Genomic DNA, 19630 nt, shown 5'->3' with positions numbered 1-19630 from the left:
GAGAGGAGTGATACATGTCTCAGAGGGATAGCGCCTCCATCGAGGTCACTGCATTTTCATGGGTGCCGCCGTTCGCGCGCGGCCATGTCCGCGATCTGCGGGTGCGCTGGGCGCTGGAGGAGGCAGGCCTCGATTATCGCACCCGCCTGATCAGCGCCATCGACCGGCCGGCGGACTATTATCGCGAGCAGCCCTTCGGCCAGGTGCCGCATTATCGGGAAGGGGATGTCGCCCTGTTCGAGAGTGGCGCCATCGTCCTCCACATCGCCGAGAAGGACGAGCGGCTGATGCCGCGCGATCCCGTCGGGCGGGCGCGGGCGATCACATGGGCCGTCGCCGCACTCAACAGCATCGAGCCGGGCATCATGCATCTGGCCGATATCGACCTGTTCTGCGCCGGGCAGGAGTGGGCGAGGCTGCGCCGCCCGGATGCCGTCAAGCAGGTGGAAGGCCGCCTCGACCGGCTTGCCGCAGCGCTGGGCGACAAACCCTGGCTGGAAGAGCGCTTCACGGTCGGCGACCTTCTGATGGTCGAGGCGCTGCGCAATCTCTCGCCGGATCGCCTCGCCATACCGGACGTGCTGACCGCCTATGTCGCGCGCGGCGAGGCGCGTCCCGCATTCAAGGCCGCCATGGCGGCGCAAATGGCCGACTTCATCTCCGATGATGCGGTCCAATCAGAAGGAGTATCCGCATGACCTATATCGATGGCATCCTCGTGCCGGTGAAACCCGGCCGCAAGGCAGACTATCTGGAGATCGCCCGCCGGGTCGATCCACTCTTCATCGAATATGGCGCGCTGCGCGTGGTGGAGGGCTGGAATGACGATGTGCAGCCCGGCAAGACCAACGATCTGCGCACCGCCGTCCTGGCGGAAGAGGGCGAGGATGTCGTCTTCTCCTGGATCGAGTGGCCGGACAAGGCGACCCGCGATTCCGGCTGGCAGAAGCTGATGGCCGACGAGCGCATGGCGCACGCCCCGGAGGACAATCCAATGGCCGGCCCGCGCATGATCTACGGCGGCTTCACCGTGATTCTGGACGAGCGAAAATAACATTGGCGGGAGGAGGCGGTCCCATGACCAACAGGCATGGCGAATTCATCTGGTACGAGCTGATGACCACCGATCTGGAGGCCGCCCGCGCCTTCTACGGGGCGGTGGTCGGCTGGCGCATCGCGGACCGCAGCGACATGCCGGGCATGGACTATCGCATGATCCGCGCCGCCGATGGCGAGGTCGGGGGCATGATGGCGCTGGATGCCGAGATGATCGCCGGCGGCGGGCGCCCGATCTGGCTCGGCTATATCGGCGTCGATGATGTCGATGCGACAGCGGCGGCGATCCCGGCCATGGGCGGTCGCCTCTACGTACAGCCGCAGGACATCCCCGGTGTCGGCCGCTTCGCCATGGCCGTCGACCCGCACGGCGCGCCCTTCTACATCATGCGCGGCAGCGTCGAGGGCGGCGTCAGCCGCGCCTTCTCCCCGCAGGCGGTGGGCCATTGCAGCTGGAACGAACTATCCTCGCCGGACCAATCGGCAGCGCTCGCCTTCTATACAAGCCTGTTCGGCTGGACCAATCCCTCCGCCATGCCGATGGGGCCGATGGGCGACTATCGCTTCCTGTCCGTCGGCGATCTGCCCATCGGCGCCAGTGTAGAACAGAAGGACCAGCCGGCCGAATGGCGCTTCTATTTCCGCGTGCCGTCCATCCGCGCCGCGGTGGAGGCGGTGGCGGCGTATGGCGGCACCATCACCACAGGCCCCCATGAGGTTCCCGGCGGTGACTGGGTCGTCATGGGCACCGATCCACAGGGCGCGCGTTTTGCGCTTGTGGGCGGTCGATAAGGAGGAGCGAGCATGACCAGCGCAATCACGCCCTGCATCTGGATGGACGGCACCGCCGAGGAGGCCGCGACCTTCTACGTCTCGCTCTTCCCGGATTCCCGGATCGACCGGATCGTCCGCTATGTCGATGACTCGCCCTTCCCGCCCAATTTCCCGGCCGGCACGGCCATGCTCGTGCTGTTCACGCTGAGCGGCCGTCCCTTCTCCGCATTGAACGGCGGGCCGATGTTTCCGCAGACCGAAGCCGTGTCGTTCGTCATCCCCGTGGATGATCAGGCCGAGCTGGACCGCGTCTGGGCCGCACTCATCGCGGATGGCGGCGCGGAAAGCATGTGCGGCTGGTGCAAGGATCGCTTCGGCGTCTCCTGGCAGGTCGTGCCGCGCCGGGCGCTGGAGATGCAGGCCAGCGATGACGCAGACGCCGTCCGCCGCATGAGCAGCGCGCTCATGACCATGCACAAGATCGACATCGCCACGCTCGAAACCGCCTTTTCCGGAGACTGACCCCGTGAGTTACATCCTCTACGCCCATCCCTTTTCCAGCTACAGCTGGAAGGCGATGATCGCACTGCACGAGAAGGAACTGCCCTACACGCTGCGCAATGTCGAAGACGAAGGCGTGATGGACGCGCTGCGCGACCAGTGGCCGCTCGGCAAGTTCCCGGTGCTGGTGGATGAGGACACACCGGTGATCGAGGCGACGACGATCATCGAATATCTCGACCTGCGCCACTATGAGCGCGCGCCCTTGATTCCCGCCACTGCCCATGATGCGCTGGATGTGCGCTTCATGGACCGCGTGTTCGACAATCATGTGATGACGCCGGTTCAGGCGGCGGTGACCGAGGCCCTGCCCCACCTCATCGGCGCGAGCGATCCGGTGCGCACCCAGCGCGCGCGCGATGCGCTCGAGACCATTTATGGCTGGCTGGAAACGCGGCTGACCGGGCATCTCTGGGCCTCGCCGCAAGGGTTCAGCATGGCGGATTGCGCCGCCGCGCCGGCTCTGTTCTATGCCGATTGGGTCCACCCGATCGGCGAGCGCTATCTGGAATTGCGTGCCTATCGCGGGCGGCTGAACGCACGCCCGTCGGTTGCCCGCTGCATCGAGGGCGCAAGGCCCTATCGACACTATTTCCCGCTTGGCGCGCCGGACCGGGATTGAAATCTTCTAACCATCGGCCGGCTGCCGAGGGGTCACGCTCCCACGCTCCCCCCGGCCTGTAGCCCTGGAACGATCAGCGCTGGCTCGCGATCCGGGTTTCGCCGCCCTTGCTGATCTGCACCGAGTCACCCGCGCCTTCGATCCGCGCGCCGGCATAGCTCAGCTCCTTCTCGGTCACGCAAACCCGGCGGGACATGCGCGTGCCGGTCGTCGCCTGCTGCTTGAAGCAATAAAAGGTCTGGCCACCGCGCTTCAGCACCTTCGCCGGGATCTGATAGGTGGTCTCCGCGGCAGGCGCGGCCAGCGCCGGCTGGGCCAGCGGCAGGATGGCGATAGCGGCAGCGGCGGCGATCAGATGAAATTTGCTCGACATGTTGGTTCTCCCTACTGAATTTTTTCAGTCCCGAGTGACTGACACACAAGGCATTGCACTTTGCGTGCCAAATAATAAAAACACGTCTTTTCAGTAATTTGGAAATCATGAGGCTCAGCGCCTTCAAAAGTCCTCTCCCACTGGTTGGTTATTCGTTCAGATAGTTGGCGAAATTCACCATCGCGCACCGCCAGCCATATCGAGAGCACGCTATTTTGTTTGCGCGCCATCCGCTCTACGCTCCCCGGCGCGAATAGAATGGGGGCACACCCCGTGAGGAGAGCCGGATGATGAGGATGACGAAGGCGGCGTCGAACGCGCCCGCCAAGGCCCGCGAGGCACGGCGCTGAATGGTCTGGCCGCACAGCTTCACCGATCTTCGTGACGCCGCCCGCCGCCGGTTACCGCGCTTCCTGTTCGATTATGTCGATGGCGGGAGCATCGATGAGCTGGCCTTGGCGCGGAACAGCGCCGCCGTCCGCGCTGTCACCTTGCGGCAGCAAGTGCTGAACGACGTCTCGGCATCCGATCTTTCGACCACGCTGTTCGGGCAAAAGCTCGCCATGCCCCTGATGCTCGCGCCGATCGGCATGGGTGGATTGCTGGCGCGGCGCGGCGAGGCGCAGGCCATCCGCGCCGCCCATGCCAACGGCGTGCCGATGGTCGCCTCGACCGTGACGGTCTGCTCAGCCGAAGAAATCGCCGGCACCGGCCTGCCCTTCTGGTTCCAGCTCTACATGGCGAAGGATCGCGCGTTCATCGCCGATCTGCTGGCCCGGGTGAAGGCTCTGGGCTGCAACACGCTGTTCATGACCGTCGACCTGCCCCTGCCCGGCCCGCGCTGGCGCGACCAGCGCTCGGGCCTCTCGGGACCGCCCGGCCTGCGCGGTCAGGCCCGGCGCTGGCGTGAGATCCTCGCCCATCCCGGCTGGGCCTGGGATGTGGGGCTCCATGGCCGCCCGCATACGCTCGGCAATCTGGTGCCGATCATGAACGGCAAGGTGCGCATGGGCGATTTTCTGCGCTGGAGCGGCCAGAACTTCGATCCGTCCGTCACCTGGAAGGATCTGGCCTTCATCCGCGAGCATTGGTCCGGCACGCTGGTGCTCAAGGGCATCATGGACCCGGCCGACGCAGTCCGCGCGGCGGAGATCGGTGCCGATGGCATCGTCGTCTCCAACCATGGCGGCCGCCAGCTCGATGCCACGGTCGGCACCGCGCAGGCGCTGCCGGATATCGTGGCAGCGGTGGGTGATCGCCTGACCGTGCTGATCGATGGCGGCATCCGCAACGGCCTCGATGTGCTGCGCATGCTGGCGCTGGGTGCCAAGGGCGTCATGATCGGCCGCCCCTGGGCCTTCGCCCTCGCCGCCGGGGGACAAGCCGCCGTCTCCCGCATGCTCGCGCAATATGCGCTCGAACTGCGCTCCGGCCTCGCGCTAACCGGCTGCGCCCGCGTAGCGGACGCCGGGCCGCATTTGCTCGACAAGCGGGCGTAAGCGAACAACCTTAGCCCCTCCTGTTGAGCTTCGCTCGCCTGCGGCCCAGAGGAGGGGTTGGGGTGGTGTTACCCCCGCGCAGTCATTCGCCGGCTATGCGATGCTGGCGCATCGCCACCACCCCCAGCCCCTCCTCTCAACAGGAGGGGAGATTCAGCCTCCCCGTCAGGCCGCCTGTTCAAGGGCGGTCGAACCGCTTTCGAGCAACATCGTCGCCGCCGCCGTGTTGGAAATGGGGATGTGATAATTCCGGCTGACCTCGGCCACATCCTCGCCCAAGGCCCCGCGCGCCGCGATCCAGTTAACGATTTCGATGCCCTGGCTGCCGGCTTCCTCAACGATATCCAGCGCGCTGATTTTCGTCAGCGCATCCGGATCGGGGCCCAGATTGTCCATGCAGAACTGATCGTAGCGCTGGTTGATGAAGCCGGCGCGTTCCCCATCCAGCTGGTGGGAGAGCCCGCCGGTGCCGAACACCACGATCCGCTCGTCGCCCTGCCAGCTGCGCAGCGCCTTGCCGACCGCGCGACCGAGCGCAAGGCAGCGCTTGGGGCTCGGCAGCGGATGCTGCACGGTGTTGATGGCGATGGGCACGATGCGCACCGGCCACTGGCCGCCGCCGGGCCAGGACAGCTGGAACGGCACGACCAGCGCGTGATCCACGAGCATCGACTGGCAGGTCGTGACGTCGAATTCGTCCTCCACCAGTCCCTCGATGATGTGCCAGGAGAGGGCAGCGTCGCCCTTGAATCCGTTCTGCACCGGCAGGCCCCAGCCCTCATCGGCATTGTGGTAGCTGTCCGCCGCGCCCACCGCGAAGGTCGGCATCTTGTCGAGGAAGAAGTTGAGCCCGTGGTCATTGTAGAAGACCACCGCAACGTCCGGTCTGGCTGTCGCAAGCCAGCGATGGATCGGCTTGAACCCGTCGAAGAACGGGCTCCAATAAGGGTCCTGCTCCTGACCGCGCGCAATGGCGCCGCCGATTGCCGGCACGTGGCTGGTAAAGATACCGCCGAGAATATGCGCCATGGCTCAGGCCTCCTCTTGCTGATGGGCTGCGTCAAGCAGCATTTGACGGAAAGCCTCGACACTCATGCCGGTCTGCTGCGCCCCCACATCCTGCACGTTGAGGCCGTAGATGCCGGCCAGCTTGGCGAGATAATAGATGTTGCCGCCCGCCTCGATCATCTGGAGGACGTTGCGGGCGCGGACCGCCTCGCGCTGCTCCTCGCTCAGATGGAAGCGCTCGAAATAGGCTTCCTCGTCCGCCTGATAGGCGGCGCGATTGGCAGCATCGTTGAACGAAAAGCACATGGCGTTCAGCGCGAAACCGCGCGCCGCCGCATCACCGTCGAAGACCGGCGTACCGGGAATGATTCGTTTGGCGGTCGTTCCCGCCTCGATCGTTTCGATCGCACCCATTGATCCATGCTCCTGCTTCAGGACTGGATCCGTCACTGCGCTCGCCGCGCCGGGCAGACATTGACCTTGATCAAGCAGGGGATGTTGATCGCGCGGGGGGTCGTCATCGCAGCGCCCCTGGCGCTAGGGGGTCACCAGAAGGCGCGGCGATTAAGCTCGTGACCGAAGGCAAGCAGGGCGACGCCGAGCAGCGTATAGGGCGTCTCGCCGGCCCAGCCATGCGGCAGGCTGAGCGCCCCGGCCATGATGCCGAGGCCGAGCGCGCCGACTGCGACCGGCAGCGCCATGCCATGCTTGAGCGCGCCGTGGCCGAGCGCCACCGCGCCCAGCACCATGGCGATCATCAGGCCGGCCTCATGGATGATCTCCGCCTCGAAAATGCCCGCAACCGAAGACAGCACGCCCACGGCAATGGCCGTCGTCAGGCAATGCACGGCGCACAGGCCGGACAGGCCGATGGCCAGCCGGTCGAGCTGTGGCATTGTCCACATCCGGGGTGCGGTGAGCGTTCTCATTGCAAGGGCCATACGCCCCCTCGCGGGAAGATACAACATATCCTTTGCCTCCGGGTGAGGCCTTTATGCGGGGGGCTTGCTTCCGCCGATCCCGCGGCGCATGGGGACCGGATGGCTGAACTTGCGCACTCGTCCTCGCCCAGTGCGCCCGCGGTCGGCGGGCGCCATCTTGGCCGTCCCGCCACGCTGGCACGCTGGCTGTTCGTCGTCGCGGGCCTGATTCTCTTCATGGTGGCGGTGGGTGGCATCACCCGCCTGACCGAATCGGGCCTCTCCATCACCGAGTGGAAGCCGGTGACCGGCACCCTGCCGCCCATGAACGAGGCGCAGTGGCAGGAAGAGTTCGACCAGTATCGCACCAGTTCGCAATATGCGCTGATGAACAAGGGCATGACGCTCGAAGCGTTCAAACACATCTATTTCTGGGAATATTTCCACCGTCTGGTCGGCCGCATCATCGGCCTTGCCTATGCCGTGCCGCTGGCCTGGTTCGCGCTCCGTCGCGCCGTGCCGCGCGGCTTCGGTGTCCGCTTGCTGGTGCTGCTGGCGCTCGGCGGCGCGCAGGGCGCCGTCGGCTGGCTGATGGTGAAGAGCGGCCTTGTCGACCGGGTGAACGTGCAGCCGGCGATGCTCGCCGCGCATTTGGGCATGGCGCTGATCCTGCTCGGCGCGGTGGTGTGGACCGCCTGCGACTTCCTGCGGCTCGCCCGGCACGATGCCGCCAATCCCGCCAGCCCCACCACGTCCGCGGTCCCCGCGCCGCGACGGGCCGTGCCGACATGGGCGGGCGCCATCCCCGTGCTCATCCTCTTCATCCAGTTGCTTCTCGGTGCGCTCACCGCCGGCCTGCGCGCCGGCTATGTCTCCAACACATGGCCGATGATGAACGACCGTTTCGTGCCTGACGGCATCGCGTGGTGGGGATCTTTGTGGATGACGCTGACCAGTGACCCGTTCCTCGTCCATTTCCTCCACCGCTGGTGGGCCATGGTCGCGGCGGGCGCCATGCTGTGGATGGCCGGGCGCCTTCACGCCCAGGGCGCGCTTCGCCTCTCTTTTGCGCTGACCGGCGCCACGCTGGTGCAGGTGATGCTCGGCATCGGCACGGTGCTGACCGGTGTGTCGCTGCACATTGCCGTCACGCATCAGGTTATCGGCGCGCTGCTCCTCGCCATCGCCGTGGCCGGCGCGCATCGACTCGGCCAGCGGGATCGCGAATCGGATCTCACGCCCGCACGCGCATGAGCGAGATCGCTCTGGTCTACGTGCCTTATGGTTCGCGCGCGGAGGCTGAAGCGGCGGGCCACCAGATGGTGCAAGAGCGACTGGCCGCCTGCGCCAATGTGCTCGGCGAAGGCTGCTCGATCTATCCGTGGGATGGCGTCATCGAGCAGAGCGCCGAAACGGTGGTGCTGTTCAAGGCCGCGCCGGACCGCTGCGCGGCGCTCATGACCGCCATTGCGCAGGCCCATGCCTATGATCTCCCCGCGATCCTCACCTGGCCCGCGCAGACCACCCCGGCCTATGCGGCCTGGGTGCACGAAAAAACCCGGCCCGACGCCCGTCTGGACTGATAGGGTATCCTGATACCCGTCAGCAAGGGCGTGCTTTTTCTTGACTCTCCGCCCCCTCATCGCCATTGGGGCCGCGCGGGCGGTGCCTTTTCCGGGGCGCCGCTGTTGTTATTTTCTGGATACTCATTCCTGGAGGCAAGAGGCCATGAAGGCGCTCATGAAGACCACCAAGCCGGCAACCCCGGCCACGGTCGAGAAGAAATGGTTGCTGATCGACGCCGAGGGTCTCGTCGTTGGTCGCGTCGCGAGCATCATCGCGAACATCCTGCGCGGCAAGCACAAGCCCAGCTTCACCCCGCATGTCGACTGCGGTGACAATGTCATCGTGATCAATGCCGACAAGGTGAAGTTCACCGGCAACAAGCTGACCGACAAGCGCTATTACAAGCACACCGGCTATGCCGGCGGCATCAAGGAGACCTCTCCGCAGAAGCTGCTCGAGGGTCGTTTCCCTGAGCGCGTGCTGGAGAAGGCCGTGGAGCGCATGATTCCGCGCGGTCCCCTCGGTCGTCAGCAGATGCGCAACCTGCGCGTCTTCGCGGGCAGCGAACATCCGCATGAAGCCCAGAACCCCGAAGTGCTCGATGTTGCGGCGATGAACCGCAAGAACAAGGTTGGTGCCTGATGTCCGATACCGTCAACTCGCTGTCCGATCTGCAGGACCTCACCCAGGGTAACGCCGATGCGCCCGCCGCCACCGACGCCGTGCAGGCACCGGTGAAGGTGTCGAACGCGCCGCTGCGCCAGCAGGAGCTGGACAAGCAGGGCCGCGCCTACGCCACCGGCCGTCGTAAGGATGCCGTCGCCCGCGTGTGGGTGAAGCCCGGCACCGGCAAGATCACGGTCAACGGCCGCGATCAGGAAACCTATTTCGCACGTCCCACGCTGCGTCTCGTCATCAACCAGCCCTTCACGGTCACCGACCGCACCGGCCAGTATGACGTGATCTGCACCGTGAAGGGTGGCGGTCTCTCCGGTCAGGCCGGCGCCGTGAAGCATGGCATCGCGCAGGCGCTCAGCAAGTATGAGCCCACGCTGCGCGCCGCCGTGAAGACAGAAGGCTTCCTCACGCGCGATCCGCGCGTCGTCGAGCGCAAGAAGTACGGCCGCGCCAAGGCTCGCCGCAGCTTCCAGTTCTCGAAGCGCTAAGAACGTCGACGTCGTTTCGCGGAGCAGACCATGGTCCGGCTCCGCGGACGCGCAGAAGGTTCAGAATATCCCGTCCGGGACCGGAACAAGGGCTGCTCTTCAGGGCGGCCCTTTTCTTTTAGGCGCATTATGGGCGCAGCGCGCATAGCTTCACGCGCGAAGGCTTGACCTACGACAGGGCTCACCTACTTTGGGTCTGCGGGCCGGGCCCCTCTGGCGATCCCCTATGGATCGTGATGTCGGACCGCATCGAGTGCGCTCGGTGCCGGGTCCAGACTTATTGAACACCTGCATCAGCCACCCGATCGACAATCGTTCCATCGGAGGTTTTTCATGACATCAGCCCAATCCATGCCCTGCCCGGTTTGCCACGTGCCGCTCGTGATGAGCGAGCGCCAAGGCGTCGAAATCGATTATTGCCCCCAATGCCGTGGCGTGTGGCTGGACCGGGGCGAGCTGGACAAGATTATCGAGCGCGCCAGTGCCGAATTGGCGCCTGCCGCCCCGCCGCAGACCCGCGCCGAGCCTTATCCGCCCCAACCTCAGATCCAGCAGCCGTACCGCGACGAGCGATATCGCGAGCAGGGCTATCGAGACGGCGGCTACCGCTCGCATAAAGGCTATCCCAAGCGGAAGAAGTCGTTCCTCGAAGAGCTGTTCGACTGATCGGCGGCATTCAGCGTCGCGTGCCAGCGCCGTCCACGCCCAGTGCGAGCCGCCGCGCGATGCCGATCCGGTCCAGAAACGCAGCATCGTGGCTCACGACGAGCAAGGCGCCATCATAGTCGGCGAGTGCCTGCTCGAGCAGCTCAATACTCTCAATGTCGAAATGATTGGTCGGCTCATCGAGGATTAAAAGCTGCGGCGGCACCGGCCCGCTTGTGACCACGCACAGGGCGGCGCGCAGCCGCTCGCCGCCGCTCAGCACCGCGACATCCTTCAGGGCATCGCGGTTGCGAAAGGCGAAGCGAGCCAGCGCCTCATGCGCCATGTGCGGGGTCATACCGGGATGCGCGGCCAGCATCGCTGCTTGCAGGGTCTGGCCGGGCCTCAGAAGGTCGGCATGCTGGTCGAGCAGCGCGATCCGGCCCGGCCCGCGATGGATGGTCCCCGCGCTCGGCTCGGCCAGGCCGACCGCCAGGGCCAGAAGGCTGGTCTTGCCACTGCCGTTCGGGCCCGTGATCGCGACGCGCTCCGGCCCGGTCATAGCAAAGGACAGCGGGCCGAACAGCCGGCGCCCGCCCCGTGCCAGCACCACATCCTCAAACCGCAACACCGTGCGATTATGCGGGAGACGGGCCGCTGGCAGACGAATTTCCAGCGGCGTCAGAACCTCAACCTGCGCGCGGGCAGCCTCCAGCGACTCGCTTGCCGCGTCGATCTGGCGCTCAGCCTGATGACGCTCGCGCGCCCCGCTTTGCTCGGCTTGCTCCGCCCGCTTGCCGAGCAGAATGCGCGGCCGATCCCCCCGCGCCCGGGCAGTGCGCCCGGCCTTGTCCCGCCGGGCCTTTCGCTCGGCCTGAGCCTGGGCATCCCGCTGCTGCCGGGCGAGTGTGCGCTGGCTGCGATCCAGCTCGTCCTCGGCCCGTGCGCGCATCGCGTCACGACTCGCCACAAAGGCGCTCCAACCCCCGCCGACGCTGAAGGCCCCGACCGGCGAGAGCTGGACGATCCGGTCCATGCCTTCCAGCAGCGCGCGATCATGGCTGGCGACGAGTGCGCCGCCCGGCCAGCAGGCCAGCAACTCCCCCACCGCGGCCCGGCCGGCGTCGTCGAGATTGTTGGTGGGTTCATCGAGCAGCAGCAGTTCGGGCTCGGCAAGCAGCATCGCCGCCAGCCCGACGCGGGTGCGTTCCCCGCCCGACAGCGTCGCGCAATCGCGATCCAAAGCCGTGCCGGTCAACCCGACATCGGCCAGCGCTCGCTCAAGGCGCTCGGGCAGAGTCCAGTCCGCTTCTGCCGCATCCTCCGGCGATCCCTCGCCCCCGTCCAGGCGCGCGAGTCTCTCCAGCGCATCGGAAAGGCCGAGCGCTTGTGCAACGCTGCCGGCATCCGGCTGGATCTGTCGTAAGGTGCCGATGCGCCCGGTCCGGTGGATCGTCCCCGCCTGCGGCGCGCCGCCCTCGGCGATCATGGCGAGCAGGCTCGACTTGCCGGCGCCGTTGCGCCCGACAAGGCCGACCCGCTCCCGCCCGATGGCCAGAGTCAGGTCAGAGAAAAGCGCCGTCCCGTCAGGCCGGGCGAGCGTGACGTGATCGAGGGTGAGAAGAGCGGGATTTGGGCCGGGCATGGAACACCTGTGACGAAGGAACAATCGGGCGGATGTCCGGTGCCTTGTCCATGATGATGTGCTCCTGCTGGCGTTGAAGGGGCGATGTAGGCGCGATCGTGCGCGGAATCAAATCCGCCGCACCAAGCGCGCGACGAGAAGCATCGCGGCGGGAAAGCTGAGCGCCCACAAGGCGCCCACCCAGATCAGCCACGGCCAGAACATCTGCAGCGCCAGCGCCGGCATGAGGAGGCCGTTGGCGAGCAAGGCTGCATGGGCCGCGCGACCGCCACGCCCACCCGGCAGCGCGAAGGCAGCCAGCAAGGTAGCGAGACTCATCAGAGCGTAGCCCAGCAGATCCACCGCGAAGAGGAAGCTACGATAGGGCAGGAAGAGAAAAGGCTCGATGCCTGCCGTATCGCCGCTGGCCAGTCTCGGCGCGACGAAGGTGAGCTGAACGAAATAGACGAGGCCCGTGAGCGTGGCATACATGATCGCGAAGCCAAACGCGCTTTGACTGAAGGCCCGACGCCCCGGCGGCGCGAGCCGATGCAGGGCGGCCATGAGGATCACGAAGGCTGGGCCGAGCAACAGCGACGGCGTGAGCAGCAGCGCCAGCCCGCGCGGGGCGCTGGCAGCATTCGGGCCGCCGGCAGAGCCCAGTAGGCCAAGCCATTCGAGGAGTTGCCCACAGACATAGGCAAGGGCGAGCGACGCGCAGGCCAGTGCAGCGGCATAAGCGAGCCGTGCGGCGATCGCGCGGTCCTGTTGCTCTGATGGGTTGCCCATCGTCTGCCGCTCGTCTTTCAACATGTGCGCAGGATAGGTTAGCCATCGTCGCCGGGCTTTGCGCGGGATCAACAGCATCCTCCATATTGCCCGCTGGCGGCGGGGGTGCTAACCGCCAACCTCATGCACACGCCGCCTGAAATCATTCACGTTCATGCTCGCCGAGTCTCCTGCGATGGCTCGGGCCACGGCATCCCCGCTGCGCTGGGGCATCCGCGCATCTTCCTGGAGATCGACGAGCATGGCTATGTCGACTGCGGCTATTGCGACCGGCGCTTCGTCCTTGCCGGCGGCCCGGCCGACACCCCGGACATCGTGAACAAGCCAGACATTTCGTCCGGCGCCAGCCTCTGAACGGCTGACGACCCAACCGGCGAAGACCGGGCCATCAACGGAGAGGATCGACCGCCCATGCCATTGCATCCCGTGCCGGTCGACGATCCCGCTGTCTGGACCAGTGCCGAAATCGGTGGACGCGAAGGCTTCACCCATCGGCTTTCCCCTGCGCAACGCGACGCTATCGATCGCGCCGTGCTCCGCGTGCGCGGCCGAGTCGCGCATGACCTCCGGCGCGAGGATTTCTCCTGCCCTGAAATCGACGCGCTCATGAAGGCAGCACGCTGGCAGCTTTTCCATGGCTGCGGCGCGGTCATTCTCTCCGGGATCGATGCGGGCCGTTATGATCTGGCAGATCACGAGCGGCTCTATTGGGGGCTCGGCACCCATATCGGCGCCGGCGTCGTGCAAAGCCCGCGTGGCGACCATATCGCCCATGTCCAGAAGGAAGAGGGCGGGCCGCCGCGCGGCTACACGTCCGATCTGGAACTGCGCTCCCATACCGATTTTCACGAAGTGCTCTCGCTCTACGGCCTTCGTGCCTCGGCGCAGGGCGGCGAGAGTGGTGCTGTCAGCCTGCTCGCCATCCACAACATCATGGCCCGCGAGCGACCCGATCTTCTCGCCCGTCTCTACGAGGGCCATTATATCGACTGGCCCCAGCGGCCGCAGCCTCATGAAGAGGCGCTGCCCTTCTTCTGGACACTGGATGGCAAGACCAGTGGGTTCAACAACCGCGTGTTCCTGCGCCATGGCCGCGAGCCGGAGAAGCTGCCTGCTGCATTCCGCGAGGCGCTCGCCCTGTTCGACGAGATCGCGCTGCGGCCCGATGTCCGCGCCGATTTCGTGCTGCAGCCCGGCGAGATGTTCTTCTGGCACAATTTCCTCGTGCTGCACTCGCGCCAGCAATTCCACGACACGCCCGATGCGCGCCGCCTGCTGTTGCGCCTGTGGCTGAACATCCCGAACGGACGGCCGATCCATCCCGCCATGCGCAGCCTGACGACGGAGATTGATGCATATCATGGCGGGGTTGCGGTGCCGGCCTAGGAGGGACCGATCATCTTGGGAGGACGGCCCATGCCTCGTATCTTGCTCGCTCTTCTATGTTTTCTCATCGCGATGCCCGCGCAGGCCAGCACGCCCTGGTCCCGACCGGCGGCAACCACGCTGCTCGATTATGGCCGGAAGATCGACTCGCACGGCCTCGATCCGCGCGATTATGAGCTGGACCGGCTCACCACTGCACTTGGCGCTGGAGACCAGCGCGGCCTGGACATCGCCGCCACCCGCAGCTTTGCCCTGATGGCCCGCGACCTCGCCAACGGCCGGGTGCCTGTCGACCAGCGCCGCCTCTCCTATTTCCGCACCCCCAATCTCAGCCCGGACGCGGTGCTCGCCCTGATCGACCGCGCGCTGAGCAGCGGCGATATCGCTGCCGAGCTGGACCGGCTGGCCCCCGCCCATGCCGATTATCGCAGGCTTCGGGCCGCGCTGCTGAGCCTGCCGGCCGATGCCGTGGCGGACCGCGCCCGGCTGCGCGCCAATCTCGAACGCTGGCGCTGGCTGCCCCGCAACATGGGGCCGCGCTATCTGATCGTGAACGTGCCGGAATATGTGGCGCAACTGGTCGATCGCGGTGCGGTGCTAGCCACCCACCGGGTGATCGTGGGCAAACCCGGCACGCCGACGCTGCAATTCGCCACCACCGCTACAGGGGTCATCCTCAACCCGACGTGGACCGTGCCACAGTCGATCGTGCGCGAGAGCGTCGGCGCGTTGATCCGCACGCGCCCGGCCACGGCCCGCGCGCGGGGCTATAGCTGGACCCAGCAGGGCGGCAGCCTGCAGGTCGTGCAGCAACCAGGCCCCGGCAATGCACTCGGGCAGATGAAGATCGACATGCCCAATCCGCTCGCCATCTTCCTGCACGATACGCCGAGCAAGAGCCTGTTCGAGAAGGAAGAGCGCACCTTCAGCCACGGCTGTGTGCGCACGGACCAACCGTTCGACCTCGCCGTGGCGATGCTCACCGGTACGGACTGGACGCGAGCGCGGATCGACGCTGCAGTCGCCGCCGGCACCACCGTGACGGCCAAGCTGTCCGCACCGATTCCGGTCTACATCGTCTACATGACCGCGCGTGCCGATGCGAAAGGCCGGCTCAACAGGTTCGATGATGTCTACGGGCTGGATGGCGACATTGCCGCAGCCCTCGGCGCCGGCAACCTCGCAGCGACCCGGCAACTCTCCAGCATGGGATGTCTGGCTGGCTAGGCGCCCCGTAACACGCTCGTCAGTGGCGGCGCCTTACACCTTGTCGGCGTAGAGCATCCGTCCGGGGCCGAGCCAGTCGAGCAGAGGGTTGATCTGCGTTTCGCTCACGGCAAAGCAGCCCTCGCTGCGCCCCAGCTTGCCGAGGCGCTTCACCATGTCGTCATTGCTGTACCAGGCGCCGTGAATCACGATGGCGCGCGATTCGGCATTGTCGTTGCTCGTCTCCAGCCCGATCAGCCGCTGCGAGCGTCCATGCTGGCCAGTATAATGAGCGCCGGTGAGATAGGCCCCGCGCGAGCTGGCGTTGGAGCCGGGCGCATTGCTGAAGCTGTGCAGGAAGCCGCTATGCGCCGGATCGGACCCACGCCCGTGCGCGACGGTCAGCAGCCGGTGGAGGCCGCTCTCGCGATCGACCAGCAACATCCGCGCGGCGGCCGAGGGCAGCGAGAAGTCCACCACGACGAACCGGTCGCGCAACTTGATGCTATACTGGTCCATGGCCGCTTCCGCCTTGGCAACGAGCTTGGCCCATTGCGGTGGCGTGCGCACGGCGGCGCGCACACTGGCAGGCACCAGAGCAGCCGATGCGGCGGCTCCAGCGAGCGTAAGAAACTGACGGCGATGCACAACGGACATGACGGCTCTTTTCGATCAATCGATGATTGCAACGCGCCCCGCATCCCGTCCCCACGGAGGCTTCGATAGATCGGAAAATAGGGGAAGAGCCCTCATTTGCCAAGTCCCGTGCGGTGCATCGTGCCTTTCGATGGCCGCACGTTGGGGAAGAAAACCCCACGACCTGACCACCCCGTGCTCCTGCGAAGGCAGGAGCCTAGGGCGCATGGGACCGCCTAAACCGCCCTGGGCTCCTGCCTTCGCAGGAGCATGTAGTGGGTGGGTGGAGAGCATTTGATCGCCTCAAACGGGCCGACGCGGGACATGATTATCTCGGCTGGCGGCGGCCCGTGACCAGCCGAGCCGGATGTACACCGCACCCAGCCCGCCTCTTCACCCCTTCATCCCTCGAGCTGCTTCTGCAGCGTGCGGATATCCGCATCCATCTCGGGATTATCGAGACGCATCGCCTCGATGGTCTTCACGGCGTGGATCACCGTGCTGTGGTCCCGTCCACCGAACACGCGGCCGATTTCCGGCAGCGAGCGCGGCGTGAGCTTCTTGGCCAGATACATCGCCACCTGACGCGGACGTGCAACCGCACGCGCGCGACGCTGTGAGCGCATTTCGGACTGGTCGATCCGGTAATGAGCCGCGCACAGCTTCTGGATCTCGTCGATGGTGATGCGCCGGTGGCTGGCTCGCAGCGATTCGGCCAACATCGACTGTGCCAGTTCGGTGGTGATCGCCTTGTCGACGAGCTGGGCATAAGCCACCAGCTTATTAAAGGCGCCCTCCAGCTCCCGAATGCTGGTGCGGATGGCCCCGGCGAGCAGGGCGATGACGTCGTCCGGCACCGCAATGTCCGCCACTGCTTCGCGCCGCGCTTCCAGAATTTTCATGCGCAGCTCGAGGCCTGCAGGCTGGATGTCGGCGACCAGCCCGCCGGCGAGGCGGGACAGGATGCGCGGATCGACCGAGCCAAGCTGCTGGGGCGGCCGATCGGCGGCGATCGCGATCCGCGCACCGGCATCGATGAGATCGTTGAGCGTATGGAGGAATTCCTCCTGTGTCGGCCCCTTGCCGGCGATGAACTGGATGTCGTCGACCAGCAGCATCCGTGCTTCGCGCAGCCGGGCCTTGAACGAGAAGGTGTCGTTGGCGCGAATCGCCGCCACGAACTCGTTCATGAACCGCTCGGCCGACATATAGAGGATCGCCCCCTCCCTCGGCGGCGCACCGGTGCTGCCGCCAAGCGTCTCGCCATAGGCCTGCGCAATGGCGTGGAGGAGGTGCGTTTTGCCAAAGCCGGTCGGGCCGTGGATGAACAGCGGATTGAAGGCCGGGCGGGTCGCGCCGGCCATGGCCTTGGCAGCCGACGCCGCCAGCACATTGCTCTCGTCCGTCATGAAGCCGGCGAAATCGTGACGCGGCTCGAAGCGTTGCGCAGCGCGCCGCCCGGCCGACTCCCGGTTGGTCGATGCGTCTTGCGAGGAGGCAAGCGCCCGCGTCGACTGGCTCGGACGCGCCGCGCTCTCCTGTGGGCGGAAGCCGCGCGGGGTGACCGGCACCGTTTCAGGCGCCTCGCTGGCGCGAACGATGCGCAGATCATGCACGCCGACGGGCGTCGTGCGCCAGGCCAGTGCGATGCGCGTGGCGAAATTGCTGGAGACGTAGCTCGCCGCGAATTCCGACGGCGCCTCGATATCGAGCGTGCCGGACTGGGCGCAGAAGCTGCCCAGCCGCAACGGCCGAATCCATTGATCGAACAGGCGAACCCCGACGGCCCTGCGCAGCCCCGCGCGGATCTCCATCCATGCCTGTTCCAGCGCCGCGCGCTCGGGCTGCTCGCCGATGTCGGCTGGCCCGATGTCGTCGGCAACGCTGCTGAAATGTTGCTGATTCACGTGTTGCCCCATGTCTTCCCGATCCCCGATCGTCCTACTCCTCGCAGGTGATCTGCTGTCAGACGCTGGACGCGAAAATCCCTCGCGGGAGTGCCCCTCCCACGTCCAGTGTTCAACTCAGACCGCTGTATGACGAGGCTACGATTCGAGCCCCGCCGAGGGCAAGTTGTGGCAGTGCTCGCCCCCCCGATCAAGCACGCCCTCTGTCAAAAATCTGAAATAAAATGCTTGACCACGGAATCCCGACCGGAAGGACGGTTAAACAGATAAGGCACTGATATATAGCACGTTTTTCCAGCCTTGAGAGGCCGGAATTTGCTGCGCCCGCTGCGAATCGTTGGGATTCCGAAGATCAGGTCACGGCGCTCCTGCGCCCCGAAAGTTTAACCGTTCGGACACCATTTGCGCTTGTCCTCTTCTTGTTCTCACACGGCTCGCTCAGCGCGCTCCGTCGGGTTGCATCGAGGCCTGCGACTCGGACGTCCAGCCACCGCCCAATGCCTTGTGGAGTGCAATCGCCGCCTGAACCGCACCCGCCTGCGCACGGTTCAGCTGCTGCATCGCGGACTGACGCGCCAGATCGGCCCGCGCCAGGGCGAGCCGGTCGTCCTCGCCAGCGGCCTGGCGGCGGGACACCAGCGCATAGGCAGCCTCTTCCCGCGCCAGCGTCTCGCGTGCAGCGGTGAGCCCCTCCACGCTGCGGTCGAATCGATTGATCGCGTCTTCACTGTCCGCCAGCGCGCCGACCACGGCGCCATCATAGCGGGCCGCCGCTGCCTGCGCGCGCGCATCGGCCGCACGCACCATCGCCCGCGCCCGCCCGCCGTTAAACAGCGGCCAGAACAGACCGCCCCCGCCCTGCAGCCGGGTGCTGTCCCCGCTCACCAGATCGCCGATCGCGCGGGCCTGCTGGCCGACAGCCAGGCTGAGCGACAGGCGCGGGAACAGATCGGCCCGCGCCGCGCCGATGTCGGCCGTGGCTGCCGCCAGCTCCCGCTCGGCGCCGAGAATATCCGGCCGACGCCGCAACAGCTCGGACGGCAGGCCCGCCGCAATGGCCGGCGGCGGCGCAGGAATGGCGCCCGGCCGCTCCAGTTGCGGGACCAGCGCGGCGGGTTCCTTGCCGACCAGCCGCGCCACCTGCACCGCTGCGCTCCGCACGCCGGCTTGCGCCTGCGTCACCGCGAGCCGGGCAGTCTCGGCCTCGCCCCGCGCGCGGCCGGCATCGATGGCATTGGTTTCGCCAGCACGCTCCAGCAGCCCTGCCAGATCGGCGAGCTGCGTGCGCGCGGCAAGCATCTCCTGCCCGACCGCAAGATCCGCCTGCGCCTGCCGCAGACCAACATAAGCCCGCGCCAGTTCGGCGATCAATTGCATCCGCACCGCCTGCGCCGAAAGCGCCGCCGCCTCGCTACGCGCCTGCGCGGCCTCACTCTGGCGCGCCTGCCTGCCCCACAGATCAAGCTCCCAGCTGGCGTCGAAGCCGACATCGAACAGCGGGAAGTCCCGCGCGAAACCGGGAATCTGGCCCAGCGGCATCTGGCCATTCTCGCTCAGCACCACCTGATTGCCGCTCGCACTCGTCGTCACCTGCGGCAGGCGCCCGCCGCGCGCGGCATCACGATTCGCCCGCGCCTCCGCGACCCGCGCCTGTGCCTCGCGCAGATCGGGATTGCCGGCCAGCATCTGCTCGACCAGTCCGTTTAGCATGGGATCGTGCAACTGCTCCCACCACCGCTCGGCCTTCACGGCGCCTGTCCCAGCCTCGCCCAGCCAGCGATCCGCCAGTTGGGTCTGCGGCGGCGCATAGGCGGGACCGAGCGCACAGGCGGAGAGCAGCAGCGGTGCCAGCGCAGCGCCGGCGAGCGGAGGGAGAGGGGTAACACGCATGG

Annotated in this window: 23 protein-coding genes; 14 read left to right on the top strand and 9 right to left on the bottom strand. The window is 66.5% G+C overall.

Going from position 1 to position 19630, the window contains the following annotated elements; all coding sequences use genetic code 11:
- The first annotated feature begins 14 nt into the window (after positions 1–14).
- The 5 genes from M2341_RS01275 to M2341_RS01255 are packed head-to-tail and all read left to right on the top strand — an operon-like array spanning position 15 to position 3013.
- Positions 15–698 (top strand): glutathione S-transferase family protein, encoded by a 684-nt coding sequence (locus tag M2341_RS01275; protein WP_264583930.1) that lies wholly within the window; start codon positions 15–17, stop codon positions 696–698.
- Positions 695–1054 carry a DUF1428 domain-containing protein gene (locus M2341_RS01270; protein WP_264583929.1) on the top strand — a complete coding sequence of 120 codons (360 nt, stop codon included), beginning with the start codon at positions 695–697 and terminating at the stop codon, positions 1052–1054. Before M2341_RS01275 ends, M2341_RS01270 begins: the two co-directional genes overlap by 4 nt.
- 23 nt (positions 1055–1077) lie before the next feature.
- Positions 1078–1848 (top strand): VOC family protein, encoded by a 771-nt coding sequence (locus M2341_RS01265; RefSeq protein ID WP_264583928.1) that lies wholly within the window; start codon positions 1078–1080, stop codon positions 1846–1848.
- A 12-nt stretch (positions 1849–1860) separates the two neighbouring features.
- Positions 1861–2352 (top strand): VOC family protein, encoded by a 492-nt coding sequence (locus M2341_RS01260; RefSeq protein ID WP_264583927.1) that lies wholly within the window; start codon positions 1861–1863, stop codon positions 2350–2352.
- Positions 2353–2356: 4 nt separating this feature from the next.
- The gene (locus M2341_RS01255) at positions 2357–3013 is read left to right on the top strand and encodes a glutathione S-transferase family protein (RefSeq protein ID WP_264583926.1); all 657 of its coding nucleotides are present in this window, start codon (positions 2357–2359) and stop codon (positions 3011–3013) included.
- Between the two features lie 73 nt (positions 3014–3086).
- Here the strand turns inward: M2341_RS01255 and M2341_RS01250 are convergent, their stop codons facing one another.
- Positions 3087–3386 carry a hypothetical protein gene (locus tag M2341_RS01250; RefSeq protein ID WP_264574073.1) on the bottom strand — a complete coding sequence of 100 codons (300 nt, stop codon included), beginning with the start codon at positions 3384–3386 and terminating at the stop codon, positions 3087–3089.
- A gap of 350 nt (positions 3387–3736) precedes the next feature.
- On the opposite strand from M2341_RS01250, the gene M2341_RS01245 reads away from it, so the two are divergent.
- On the top strand, positions 3737–4885 hold the full coding sequence (locus M2341_RS01245) for an L-lactate dehydrogenase (protein ID WP_264583925.1): 1149 nt from the start codon (positions 3737–3739) through the stop codon (positions 4883–4885).
- A 165-nt stretch (positions 4886–5050) separates the two neighbouring features.
- Here the strand turns inward: M2341_RS01245 and M2341_RS01240 are convergent, their stop codons facing one another.
- From M2341_RS01240 to M2341_RS01230, 3 genes are all read right to left on the bottom strand, one after another.
- Positions 5051–5914 carry a class III extradiol dioxygenase family protein gene (locus M2341_RS01240; RefSeq protein ID WP_264571590.1) on the bottom strand — a complete coding sequence of 288 codons (864 nt, stop codon included), beginning with the start codon at positions 5912–5914 and terminating at the stop codon, positions 5051–5053.
- A gap of 3 nt (positions 5915–5917) precedes the next feature.
- Complete coding sequence (locus M2341_RS01235; protein WP_264577803.1) at positions 5918–6307, bottom strand: protocatechuate 4,5-dioxygenase subunit alpha; 390 nt, start codon at positions 6305–6307, stop codon at positions 5918–5920.
- Positions 6308–6438: 131 nt separating this feature from the next.
- Complete coding sequence (locus tag M2341_RS01230) at positions 6439–6822, bottom strand: MerC domain-containing protein (RefSeq protein ID WP_264583924.1); 384 nt, start codon at positions 6820–6822, stop codon at positions 6439–6441.
- A 111-nt stretch (positions 6823–6933) separates the two neighbouring features.
- On the opposite strand from M2341_RS01230, the gene M2341_RS01225 reads away from it, so the two are divergent.
- From M2341_RS01225 to M2341_RS01205, 5 genes are all read left to right on the top strand, one after another.
- Entirely contained in the window at positions 6934–8067 is a 1134-nt protein-coding gene (locus M2341_RS01225) for a COX15/CtaA family protein (RefSeq protein WP_264583923.1), read from the top strand.
- Entirely contained in the window at positions 8064–8396 is a 333-nt protein-coding gene (gene cutA / locus M2341_RS01220; protein WP_264583922.1) for a divalent-cation tolerance protein CutA, read from the top strand. Before M2341_RS01225 ends, cutA begins: the two co-directional genes overlap by 4 nt.
- Positions 8397–8541: 145 nt before the next feature.
- A complete protein-coding gene (rplM, locus tag M2341_RS01215) occupies positions 8542–9021 on the top strand; it encodes a 50S ribosomal protein L13 (protein ID WP_264583921.1) in 480 nt (159 codons plus the stop codon).
- On the top strand, positions 9021–9545 hold the full coding sequence (rpsI, locus tag M2341_RS01210; protein ID WP_264583920.1) for a 30S ribosomal protein S9: 525 nt from the start codon (positions 9021–9023) through the stop codon (positions 9543–9545). The genes rplM and rpsI overlap by 1 nt, the downstream gene beginning before the upstream one ends.
- 333 nt (positions 9546–9878) lie before the next feature.
- Positions 9879–10211 (top strand): zf-TFIIB domain-containing protein, encoded by a 333-nt coding sequence (locus M2341_RS01205; RefSeq protein WP_264583919.1) that lies wholly within the window; start codon positions 9879–9881, stop codon positions 10209–10211.
- 10 nt (positions 10212–10221) lie between these two features.
- Here the strand turns inward: M2341_RS01205 and M2341_RS01200 are convergent, their stop codons facing one another.
- Both M2341_RS01200 and M2341_RS01195 read right to left on the bottom strand, forming a co-directional pair.
- The gene (locus M2341_RS01200) at positions 10222–11835 is read right to left on the bottom strand and encodes an ABC-F family ATP-binding cassette domain-containing protein (RefSeq protein ID WP_264583918.1); all 1614 of its coding nucleotides are present in this window, start codon (positions 11833–11835) and stop codon (positions 10222–10224) included.
- A gap of 108 nt (positions 11836–11943) precedes the next feature.
- Positions 11944–12603, bottom strand: coding sequence for a hypothetical protein (locus M2341_RS01195; protein ID WP_264583917.1), 660 nt, complete (start codon positions 12601–12603; stop codon positions 11944–11946).
- A 123-nt stretch (positions 12604–12726) separates the two neighbouring features.
- Here M2341_RS01195 and M2341_RS01190 point away from each other — a divergent pair, with 123 nt between their 5' ends.
- Genes M2341_RS01190 through M2341_RS01180 form a run of 3 tightly spaced genes read left to right on the top strand, consistent with a single transcriptional unit; the run spans position 12727 to position 15216 of the window.
- A complete protein-coding gene (locus M2341_RS01190; RefSeq protein WP_181561563.1) occupies positions 12727–12957 on the top strand; it encodes a zinc-finger domain-containing protein in 231 nt (76 codons plus the stop codon).
- A gap of 57 nt (positions 12958–13014) precedes the next feature.
- Positions 13015–13989, top strand: a complete 975-nt coding sequence (locus M2341_RS01185; protein ID WP_264583916.1) for a TauD/TfdA family dioxygenase — start codon at positions 13015–13017, stop codon at positions 13987–13989.
- A 30-nt stretch (positions 13990–14019) separates the two neighbouring features.
- Positions 14020–15216, top strand: a complete 1197-nt coding sequence (locus tag M2341_RS01180) for a L,D-transpeptidase family protein (protein ID WP_264583915.1) — start codon at positions 14020–14022, stop codon at positions 15214–15216.
- A 33-nt stretch (positions 15217–15249) separates the two neighbouring features.
- Here M2341_RS01180 and M2341_RS01175 read toward each other — a convergent pair whose 3' ends face one another.
- The 3 genes from M2341_RS01175 to M2341_RS01165 form a co-directional block, all read right to left on the bottom strand.
- Positions 15250–15852, bottom strand: a complete 603-nt coding sequence (locus M2341_RS01175; RefSeq protein WP_264574062.1) for a murein L,D-transpeptidase catalytic domain family protein — start codon at positions 15850–15852, stop codon at positions 15250–15252.
- Between the two features lie 380 nt (positions 15853–16232).
- Positions 16233–17645 carry a chromosomal replication initiator protein DnaA gene (dnaA, locus tag M2341_RS01170; protein ID WP_264585960.1) on the bottom strand — a complete coding sequence of 471 codons (1413 nt, stop codon included), beginning with the start codon at positions 17643–17645 and terminating at the stop codon, positions 16233–16235.
- Positions 17646–18176: 531 nt separating this feature from the next.
- Positions 18177–19628 (bottom strand): efflux transporter outer membrane subunit, encoded by a 1452-nt coding sequence (locus tag M2341_RS01165; protein ID WP_264583914.1) that lies wholly within the window; start codon positions 19626–19628, stop codon positions 18177–18179.
- Positions 19629–19630 lie beyond the last annotated feature (2 nt).

Source organism: Sphingobium sp. B7D2B, from assembly GCF_025961895.1.
Lineage (GTDB): Bacteria > Pseudomonadota > Alphaproteobacteria > Sphingomonadales > Sphingomonadaceae > Sphingobium.
The sequence above is the reverse complement of the archived record's forward strand: the minus strand, read 5'-3'. Positions and strand labels throughout refer to the sequence as shown.